Source organism: Janibacter sp. CFPM2_SD2 (assembly GCF_057364645.1).
The window spans coordinates 1-8,382 of the sequence record NZ_JBNFOF010000143.1 but is presented as its reverse complement, the minus strand read 5'-3'; the positions used below and the strand labels follow the sequence as shown (position 1 = coordinate 8,382).

Sequence of the window (8,382 nt, the reverse complement as noted above, 5' to 3'; positions counted from 1 at the left end):
CAGCCCCGATGGCGCGCGTCTCGCGCCCGGCCGTGCGGTGCAGCAGCGACAGGTGCCCGCCGCCGGGGTGGATGCCGATCTGGGCGAAGCCGGGGAGCAGGCGTGCGGTCGACGAGACGATGCGCAGGTCGGTGGCCAGCGCGAGGTTGAGCCCGGCGCCGACAGCGGCGCCGCGCACGGCGGCGATCGTCGGCAGGTCGATGGTGCCGATGGTCGTGAAGGCCTCGTAGACCGTCTCGAGGTTGCGGTAGGCGGAGTCCTCGACCGGGTCGCGCCCGACGTCGGCGAGCACCTCGCGCACGGCGCCGGCGCAGAAGTGGGCCCCGCCGGTGACGACGACGCCCCCGACCTCGCGGTCGGCCTCGGCGGTGCGGGCGGCGTCGATGAGCTCCCTCGACATCTCCACCGACAGGGCATTGCGCCGGTCGGGGGCGTCGAGGGTGATCGTGGCGATGCCGTCGGCGACGGCGTAGCGGACCTCGGTCACGGGATCTCCTTCGTGTAGAACCACCGGCCACCTCGTCGGGTGAACTCGCTGCGCTCGGCGAGCTCACCCCCGTCGAACCTGGCGACGAAGTCGACGATGCCGGTCGTGTCGTCGGGGCCGCCGGCGACGACCTCGCGGACGTCGAGCCCGAGCCAGCGGGTGTCGTCGAGGTGCACCTGCTCGGGGCGGGTGCGGCCGTCCCACGTGCGCCACAGGTGCTCGGCATTGCCGTAGACGTGGGCCGTGTAGCGGCTGCGCATGAGCTCCTCGGCGGTCTCCGCCTGGCGTTCGCTGGCGAGCAGCGGGCCGCAGCAGGAGGCGAAGGGGGAGCCGGAGCCGCAGGGGCAGGGATCGGCGCTCATGGTGGCAGCGTAGTCAGGCGCTGCCGGGCCTCACCGGCGGGAGGCGGTGCTGAGGATGTGGCCGGAGAGGGTCTCGGCGAGGGCGTCGCCGTCGCCCTCCTCGAGCAGGTCGAGGAGGCGGTGGTGCTCCCGCGTGAGGGCCATCATGTGCGTGCGCGGCGTGGGCTCGCCGAGGCGGGCGAGCCGGACGAAGGACCCCAGCTGGTCGAGGAGGCGGTCGAGCGTCGGCATGCCGGCGACCTGGGCGAGCGCCCGGTGGAAGTCCTCGTCGGCCTCCATGAAGGCGCCGCTGTCGCCGGCGCGGGCATAGCGCCGCTGCCGCAGCACCATGAGGCGAAGGGAGTCGACGTCGCCCGACGAGCGGGTCGAGGCAGCGACGCGGGCGGCGGCCGTCTCGAGCGCGGCGCGGACGGTCGCGATCTCCTGCCGGTGCTCGGGGGAGACGTCGACGACGTGCAGCTGGCGGCGGGCGCCGGGGACGAGCAGCCCCTCGCTGCGCAGGGGCGCGCAGCGCCTCCCGTACGGGGGTGCGGGAGACGCCGTGCGCCTGCGCCATGGCCACCTCGTCGACCGGGGACCCGGCGGCGAGCTGCCCGCTGAGGATCTCGTCGCGCAGGGCGGCGTGCAGGCGCCCGGCCTTCGTCTCGGTCGAGGGGGTGGTCGTCACGATGGTCCTTACTTGGCGAAGATCTGCGACTCGTCGGCGAAGGCCTTGAACTCCATGGCATTGCCGGCCGGGTCGAGGAAGAACATCGTCCACTGCTCGCCGGCCTGACCCTCGAAGCGCAGGTAGGGCTCGATGACGAAGGTCGCGCCAGCGGCCTTCATCTTGCCCGCGAGGTCGTGGAAGTCGTCGTAGGAGAGCACCGCGCCGAAGTGCGGGACCGGCACCTGGTGGTCGTCGACGGGGTTGTGGCCGGCCGGGCCGGGGGAGCCGTCGGCGGTCTGGTGGGTGACGACCTGGTGGCCGTAGAAGTTCCAGTCGACCCAGAGGGTGTCGGAGCGGCCCTCCTCGAGGCCGAGGACGCCGCCGTAGAACTCGCGGGCCTTCGTGATGTCGTCGACGGGGATGGCCAGGTGGAAGCAGGGGCGTGCGGTCATGGAAAGGGTCCTCCTCGGGGCGGGTTTGGCAAATGTATACAACTGGAGGAGTTGTATGCAACGTCGACCGGTTCGTGATCACCAACGAAGCCGGGCCGCACCACAGGTACAAAAAAACCGGCTCAGGTCCGCAGTGCTGCGGACTGAGCCGGTTTCACCGGGTCGGGGTGACAGGATTTGAACCTGCGGCCTCGTCGTCCCGAACGACGCGCGCTACCAAGCTGCGCCACACCCCGTGGTGCCTGCGCCTCTCGTCTCCGATCGGCGCCAAGGAAGGATAACCCAGTCCCCACCCGGATCGACAATCGGGGTCAGGGAGTGCCCAGCGTCTCCGACGTCGGGTCGAAGGGGAGGGTGTCGGTGATCGTGTCCGCGGGCGGGGTGTCCGTGGTCGGGGTGCTCGGGACCTCGGTGTCCTCGGGTGGCGGGGGGAGCTGCTCGGTCGGCTGCTCCGGGGGAGGCACGTAGGTCGGCGGGGCGGAGGTCGAGGTCGGCTCGGGGACGTAGGTGTCGGTCGGGACCGGTGTCGACGTGCTCGTCGGCTCGGGGACCACCTCGTCCGTCGTCGTCGGCTCGGGCTCCGGCGTCGAGGTGCTCGACGTCGTGCTCGAGGTGCTCGACGACGTGCTCGAGCTCGTCGAGGTCTTCGTCCGCGTCCTCGTGCGCGACGTCGACGACGACGATGTCGACGTGCTCGTCGTCAGCGTCGGGGCGGGCGGTACGTCGACCGCGGGCTTCGCGCTCGCCAGCGCCCACGACGAGGTGCCGCCGGCGAAGACGAGGGCGGCGGCCAGGGTCGCGGCCTCGCGCAGGTTCATCGGACTGACCCGGCCGGGACGAGGGTGAGCAGCGTGGCCTCGGGGCGGCAGGCGAAGCGCACCAGAGCGAAGCGCGAGGCGCCCAGCCCGGCGGAGACGTGAAGCCACGCTGCGTCGGCGGGCTCCGGGCCGCCGGCTCCGGCCCCCGGCCACCAGCGGGAGACCCCCTTCGCCCGTCGGCGGTCGAGGTCGCAGTTTGGTGACGAGGGCGCCCACCCCGGGCACGCAGAGCTGGCCGCCGTGCGTGTGCCCGGCGATGACCACGCGCGCGCCGTCGGCGGTCATGGCGTCGAGGACGCGCTGGTAGGGGGGCGTGGGTGATGCCCAGGGTCGTCGCCGCCGGGTCGGCCGGCGCGGCCACCGAGGCGTAGTCGTCGCGGTGGATGTGCGGGTCGTCGACGCCGACGAGGTCGAGTCGGCTGCCCGCGACCGACAGGCTCGTGCGGGCGTTGTCGAGATCGACCCAGCCACCCGAGGCCAGACCCTCGCGCAGCTGCTCGGTCGGCAGCTCGACGCGGCGACCGACGACCTTGGCGTGGTCCTTGGTCAGGTAGCGGGCGGGGTTCTTGGGCACCGGCGCGTGGTAGTCGTTGGACCCCATGACGAAGGCGCCGGGGCGCTCGAGCAGCGGCGCGAGCGCGTCGAGCACGGTCGGCACGGCCTCGAGGTGGCTGAGGTTGTCGCCGGTGTCGACGACGAGGTCGGGTTCGAGGGCGGAGAGCTCGCGCACCCACTGGGCCTTGGCCCGCTGCCCCGGGACCATGTGCAGGTCGCTCACCTGCAGGATCCGCACGGGCAGCGCGTCGGCCGGCAGGACCGGCACGGCATAGCGGCGCAGGGCGAAGAGGCGCGGCTCGACGAGGGTGCCCCACGCGAGCGCGGCGGTCCCGGCGGCGGCCGTGCCGGCAGCGAGGCGGGCGACGGGGGAGGAGGTCACGGGGTCATCTTCGCAAAAGGTGGGCGACGTGGTGCTGTCCGGCTGAGACAATCGGGTCATGACCGACTCCCTCAAGGCCACCCTCCAGCACGACCTGCACGACGCCATGCGTGGGCGTGAGCAGGTGCGCGTCGCCACCCTGCGCATGACGCTCACCGCCATCAGCAATGCCGAGGTCGCGGGGGAGTCGGCGCGTGAGCTCAGCGACGACGAGACGCTCAAGGTCGTGGCCAAGGAGGCCAAGAAGCGCAAGGAGTCGGCGACCGCCTACCGCGACGCCGGCCGCCCCGAGCTGGCCGAGCGTGAGGAGGCCGAGCTCGTCGTGCTCGAGGCCTACCTGCCGGCCCAGCTGGGCGACGACGAGCTCACCGCGATCGTCGACCGTGCGGTCGAGCAGGTCGGCGCGATGTCGATGGCGCAGATGGGGCAGGTCATGAAGGTCGCCCAGGCCGAGATCGCCGGCCGTGCCGATGGCGGCGCCGTGGCTGCCAAGGTCAAGGCCCGGCTCGCCGGCTGATCCCAGCCCCGGCATGACGAAGGGGGGCTCACCTCGCGAGGTGAGCGCCCCCCCTTCGTGCTGCTGCGGCGTCAGCCGTTGCCGTTGCCGTTGCCGTTGTTGCCGGTCCGGCGGTTGCCGGTCGTCTTCGGTGACGAGCTCGGCCGGGAGGAGCTCGGCCGTGAGGAGCTCGTGCGTGACGACGTCGACGACGGGCGGCTCGACGAGCTGCTGCTCGTGCGCGAGGTCGAGCTGGGCCGCGAGGAGGAGCTCGACGGCTGCGGCGCCTGTGTCGTCGTGGGTGCCGGGGCGACCGTCGTCGACGGGGCCGGAGGCGGGGTGTACGGCGCGACACCACTGGAGATGTACATCGTCACCGTCGTGCCCTTGAGGGCCTGACCGGATGGCTGCGTGTAGGCGATGCCGCCGGCCTGGGCCGTGGAGTCGACGACGCTGCCCTCCTTGACCTTGAAGCCAGCCTTCTCGATCTTCTCCTTCGCCTGCGTCGGCCCCATGCCGGTGACGTCGGGGATGCTCCGCAGGTCGCCGTTGAGGACCTTCTTGCCCGGCTTGGTGAAGGTGCGCTTCTTCATGTCCGCGGACGCGGAGTTCATGACGTCCTTCCAGATCGGCGCGGCGATCGTGCCGCCGAAGACCTGGTCGTAGAAGCGGCCGCCGAGGGTGATGCCGTCCATGTCGTACTCACGGATCGGCGAGCCGACCCAGATGGCCGTGGACAGCTGGGGGGTGTAGCCGGCGAACCACGACTGCTTGTGGTTGTCGGTCGTGCCCGTCTTGCCGGCTGCCTGACGGCCGTCGGCGAGGCTGTTGCCGGCCGCGGTGCCGCCCTCCTGGAGGGGGCCGAGGAGCAGCTGCGTGACGCCGCGGGCGACGCCCTTGTCCATGACCTGCTTGCAGGCGGGCGGCTTGATCTTCATCTTCGTGCCGTTGGCCGTGGTGATCGACTCGATCGGGTTGGGCGGGCAGTACTTGCCGTCCGCCGCGAGGGTCGCGTAGCTCGAGGCGAGCTGCAGCGGGGAGGTCGAGTCGGAGCCCAGGACGATGTTGGAGATCGCGTAGTCGTCCTTGACCTTCTGGCCGCCGGCGTAGCTCAGGCCGTAGGGCAGGCCGTAGCCGTCGGTCAGGCCCATCTTCGACATGACCTTGGGGATGTTGCACGAGCCGACGTCGGAGGCGAGCTGGGCGAAGGCGGTGTTGATCGACTTCTTCGTCGCCTCGGCCAGGGTCATGCGACCGCCGACCGTGTAGTCGTTGGAGACCGCCCAGACCGGGTCCGTCGTCGTGCAGTTCTTCTGGAAGTCGCTCGGGTGGAAGTTGTGCGGGGTCTTCACGCCGGCGGTGGGGGCGTCGACCGTCGAGGTGAGCGGCTTGCCCTTCTCGAGGGCCGCGACGAGGGCATACATCTTCGCCGTCGAGCCGATGGCGAAGCCGTTGGTGCCGCCGTACTGGGCGGGGACGGTCCACGCCTGCTCGGAGTAGCGGGTCGAGGCCTTCTTGAGGCCGATCTTGTACTGCGAGGTCTGGGCGATGGCACGGACCTTGCCGGTGCCCGGCTCGATCATCGCGCCGGCCGCGCCGAAGCGCTCGGTGCCTTCGGGCACGCGCTCGGTGAGCTCGCTGCGCATCTTCTTCTGCCAGTCGCGGCGCAGCGTCGTCTTGATGGTGAAGCCGCCGGTGTTGATCGCCTGCATGCGCGCGTCCGGGTCGGGCCGAGCTCGGGCATCTGGCGCAGGTACTGGATGACGTAGTTGCAGAAGTACGGGTCGACCGCCTTGGAGCAGGTGCCGCCCTCGTTCTCCTTGATCTTGAGCGTGCTCTTGACGCTCTGCTTCTTCGCCGCGTCGGCCTGCGCCTTGGTCACCATGCCGAGCTGCTGCATGCGGTTGATGACCAGGTCGCGCCGCTCCTGGACCTCCTCGGGGTTGGTCCGGGGGTTGAGCCGGCTGGGCGACTGCACGACGCCGGCGAGCGTGGCCGACTCGGCCAGGTCGAGCTCGGAGGCGTGCTTGCTGAAGAAGTGCTTGGCCGCGGCCTCGACGCCGTAGGCCTGGTCGCCGTAGAGCGCGAGGTTGAGGTAGCCGGCGAGGATCTGGTCCTTGGTGTGCGTCTTCTCGACGTTGAGCGCGTACTTCAGCTCCTGCAGCTTGCGGCTGTAGGTCTGCTCGACGGCGCGCTGGGCGGCTTCCTTGTCGTCCTCGCGAACCGCCTTCTCCTGGAGCATGAGCTTGACGTACTGCTGGGTGATCGAGGAGCCACCTTGGGTCTCGCCCGAGCTGACGTTGGACACGAGGGCGCGGGCGGTGCCGCGCACGTCGATGCCGCCGTGCTCGTAGAAGCGGCTGTCCTCGATGGCGATCTGCGCCTTGCGCATCGTCGGCGAGATCTTGCTCAGCGGCACCACGATGCGGTTGGCGTCGTAGGGCGTCGCGAGCAGCTTGTTGTCCGCCGAGTAGATCTTCGACTGCTGGGCCAGCGAGGTGGCCGTGAACTCGCTGTCGAGCGAGTTGAAGCCGTTGGCAGTGGCCTGGGCCGCCCCGCCGGTCGCCCCTGCGAGCGGGATGACCAGGCCGGCGCCCACGAGGCCGATGCCGACGGCCACGGCGACGAAAGCGCCGAGCAGTCGGAAGAGGTGCGGCATCCCGGAGTCAGACATGCTCGACAGGGTAACCGGGCTACCTGTACGTCCCCGGGAGCCCGCGCGGCGGGTGACGAGACGGACGAAGGGGGGTCCGCCCCCGGTCAGCGACCGCCCAGCGCCGCGCCGATCTCCCGCAGACCGGCCAGATCGTGGATGTCGAGCGACTGCGCGGGCACGGCGCCGGTCGGCACCCCGGGGTGCGAGGTGCGGAAGCGGGTGATCATCGCCCGGTGGCGGGCGGCCGTCTCGGCGACCTCGACGTGCACCCGCAGCAGGGCGACGGCGAGGTCGTGCCCGCCGATCTCCTCGAGGGCCGCGGCGGCATCCTCGGCGCGGCCCGCGCCGAGCTGCTTGGCCGCCGCCGTGTGCACCCGGTTGACGAGCACGCCGGCGAGCGGCATCCGGTCGGTCGCCAGACGCTCGATGAAGAAGCCCGCCTCACGCATCGCGTCCCGCTCGGGGGCCGCGACGACGACGAAGGCCGTCTCCGGCCGGGAGAGCAGGGCATAGGTCTCGTCGGCGCGCTGGCGGAACCCGCCGAACATCGTGTCCATCGCGGCGACGAAGGTCTGCACGTCGCGCAGGAAGTCCCCGCCGAGCAGCTTCGTCATGATGCCGCTCGCGAGGGAGACGCCCGCGCTGAAGACCTTGAGCGAGGCGCGGCCGCCGACCTTCGCCGGAGCGGTGAGCAGCCGGATGAAGCGGCCGTCGAGGAAGGAGCCGAGTCGCTTCGGGGCGTCGAGGAAGTCGAGCGCCGAGCGCGAGGGTGGGGTGTCGACGACCACGAGGTCCCAGTCGCGGGAGCCGTCGGCCATCTGGGCACGCAGCTGGCCCAGCTTTTCCATCGCCATGTACTCCTGCGTCCCGGCGAAGGAGCTCGAGACGGCGATGTAGAAGGGGTTGGCGAGGATCTGCGCGGCCTTGTCGGGGGTGGCGTGGGCCTCGACGACCTCGTCGAAGGTCCGCTTCATGTCGAGCATCATCGCGTCGAGCGAGCCACCGGCGCTCGTGTCGATGTCGGCGACCGGCCGCGGGGTGTTGTCGAGCTCGTCGAGCCCGAGCGACTGGGCGAGCCGCCGGGCGGGGTCGATCGTCAGCACGACGACCCGCCGGCCCTGCTCGGCCGCCCGCACCGCGAGGGCGGCCGCCGTCGTCGTCTTGCCCACGCCGCCGGAGCCGCAGCAGACGATGATCCGTCGCTCGGGGTCGCCGATGACGGCGTCGAGGTCGAGTCCCACGTCGTCGCCATCAGATCGCCCCCTGCTCGTCGAGGTGGTCGGCGAGCAGGCGCAGGGCGCCCGACTCCACGCCGTCGGCGAGGTGCGGCAGGACCGCACCGGCACGGGGAGCTCGCGCAGCACCTCGCGCTGCTGCGCCTGCAGCCGGGCCCGGTCGACGTGGTCGGCGCCCCTCCTCGAGCAGCCCGGCGAGCAGCCGCCGGCCCGGTCCTGACGTCGACGGCCGCGAGCGCCGGCCTCGAGGGCCTCGGTGGCGACGGCGGCCTGGCGCAGGAGCAGCCAGC

The 8,382-nt window shown here is 71.6% G+C and carries 10 protein-coding genes, 1 tRNA gene and 2 pseudogenes; 2 read left to right on the top strand and 11 right to left on the bottom strand.

What is annotated here, in order from left to right; genetic code table 11:
* The 7 genes and pseudogenes from AC2W7J_RS12925 to AC2W7J_RS12895 all read right to left on the bottom strand — a co-directional run.
* Positions 1–487 (bottom strand): enoyl-CoA hydratase-related protein (locus AC2W7J_RS12925; protein WP_485982862.1); only part of this gene is annotated, 487 nt, incomplete at its 3' end.
* Positions 484–849 (bottom strand): YchJ family protein, encoded by a 366-nt coding sequence (locus AC2W7J_RS12920; RefSeq protein WP_421009134.1) that lies wholly within the window; start codon positions 847–849, stop codon positions 484–486. The genes AC2W7J_RS12925 and AC2W7J_RS12920, both read right to left, overlap by 4 nt.
* Before the next feature lie 30 nt (positions 850–879).
* Positions 880–1,269 (bottom strand): GntR family transcriptional regulator, encoded by a 390-nt coding sequence (locus AC2W7J_RS12915; protein ID WP_485982866.1) that lies wholly within the window; start codon positions 1,267–1,269, stop codon positions 880–882.
* A gap of 127 nt (positions 1,270–1,396) precedes the next feature.
* Positions 1,397–1,516, bottom strand: a pseudogene (locus tag AC2W7J_RS12910) (GntR family transcriptional regulator); the annotation flags it as partial.
* An 8-nt stretch (positions 1,517–1,524) separates the two neighbouring features.
* Positions 1,525–1,950, bottom strand: a complete 426-nt coding sequence (locus AC2W7J_RS12905) for a VOC family protein (protein ID WP_255184397.1) — start codon at positions 1,948–1,950, stop codon at positions 1,525–1,527.
* 162 nt (positions 1,951–2,112) lie between these two features.
* Positions 2,113–2,186, bottom strand: a tRNA-Pro gene (locus AC2W7J_RS12900).
* A 75-nt stretch (positions 2,187–2,261) separates the two neighbouring features.
* On the bottom strand, positions 2,262–2,504 hold the full coding sequence (locus AC2W7J_RS12895; RefSeq protein WP_485982859.1) for a hypothetical protein: 243 nt from the start codon (positions 2,502–2,504) through the stop codon (positions 2,262–2,264).
* On the opposite strand from AC2W7J_RS12895, the gene AC2W7J_RS12890 reads away from it, so the two are divergent.
* The gene (locus AC2W7J_RS12890) at positions 2,482–2,796 is read left to right on the top strand and encodes a hypothetical protein (RefSeq protein WP_485982857.1); all 315 of its coding nucleotides are present in this window, start codon (positions 2,482–2,484) and stop codon (positions 2,794–2,796) included. The genes AC2W7J_RS12895 and AC2W7J_RS12890 overlap by 23 nt on opposite strands.
* Here AC2W7J_RS12890 and AC2W7J_RS12885 read toward each other — a convergent pair.
* Positions 2,765–3,765: pseudogene (locus AC2W7J_RS12885) on the bottom strand (metallophosphoesterase). The gene AC2W7J_RS12890 and the pseudogene AC2W7J_RS12885 sit on opposite strands and share 32 nt — an antisense overlap.
* Here AC2W7J_RS12885 and AC2W7J_RS12880 point away from each other — a divergent pair.
* Positions 3,764–4,222: a GatB/YqeY domain-containing protein gene (locus AC2W7J_RS12880; RefSeq protein WP_485982855.1), complete on the top strand. Its 459-nt coding sequence runs from the start codon at positions 3,764–3,766 to the stop codon at positions 4,220–4,222. The pseudogene AC2W7J_RS12885 and the gene AC2W7J_RS12880 sit on opposite strands and share 2 nt — an antisense overlap.
* Before the next feature lie 71 nt (positions 4,223–4,293).
* On the opposite strand, the gene AC2W7J_RS12875 is transcribed toward AC2W7J_RS12880, so the two are convergent.
* The 3 genes from AC2W7J_RS12875 to bagB all read right to left on the bottom strand — a co-directional run.
* The gene (locus AC2W7J_RS12875; RefSeq protein ID WP_485982864.1) at positions 4,294–5,784 is read right to left on the bottom strand and encodes a penicillin-binding transpeptidase domain-containing protein; all 1,491 of its coding nucleotides are present in this window, start codon (positions 5,782–5,784) and stop codon (positions 4,294–4,296) included.
* Positions 5,781–6,875 (bottom strand): transglycosylase domain-containing protein, encoded by a 1,095-nt coding sequence (locus AC2W7J_RS12870; protein ID WP_485982853.1) that lies wholly within the window; start codon positions 6,873–6,875, stop codon positions 5,781–5,783. Before AC2W7J_RS12870 ends, AC2W7J_RS12875 begins: the two co-directional genes overlap by 4 nt.
* Before the next feature lie 86 nt (positions 6,876–6,961).
* On the bottom strand, positions 6,962–8,382 hold a 1,421-nt coding region (bagB, locus tag AC2W7J_RS12865), incomplete at its 5' end, for an ATPase BagB (RefSeq protein ID WP_485982851.1).